1 pseudogene is annotated in these 416 nt (G+C 68.0%); it reads right to left on the bottom strand.

The features are described from left to right. Nucleotides 1-416: pseudogene (locus A985_RS28705) on the bottom strand (hypothetical protein); the annotation flags it as partial.

Here is a 416-nt window from a genome sequence, read left to right as displayed (position 1 = left end):
TCTTGTCGCCCGCGGTGCCGAAGCTGCCGCGCAGTTGCACCTGATTGCCTGCCACGAGCAGGTTGGCGTCACTGGGCAGCAGGCGCGTGCCCGCCAGCCTCACCGTGCCCGACCCGCTCATCGGCAAGTCGGCGTAGACGCTGTCCTGCAATGCAAACTTGAGCGCGAGTCCGAACGCCGGACGCAGCGCCCCCTGCGCATCGACCTGCCCCGTGACGCTCGCCGCCGGTGGCTTGGCACCCCGTTTTTGCGGGCCGTAAAGGTCGTACCAGTCGGCGGGATCGAAGCGCGTGAGCTTGATCTGGGTCCGATAGGCGCCCGCGTCGTCGTTTTCGAGAACGCCGGTGGCCGCAACCTTGCGATCGCCGGCCTCCAGCGAGAGCGCGTTGACGGTGGTGCCCTTAGCATCGAGACCG

It is taken from the genome of Pandoraea sp. B-6 (genome assembly GCF_000282835.1).
GTDB lineage: Bacteria > Pseudomonadota > Gammaproteobacteria > Burkholderiales > Burkholderiaceae > Pandoraea > Pandoraea cepalis.
Note: the sequence above shows the minus strand (reverse complement) of the source record. Positions and strands in the feature narration are given on the sequence as shown.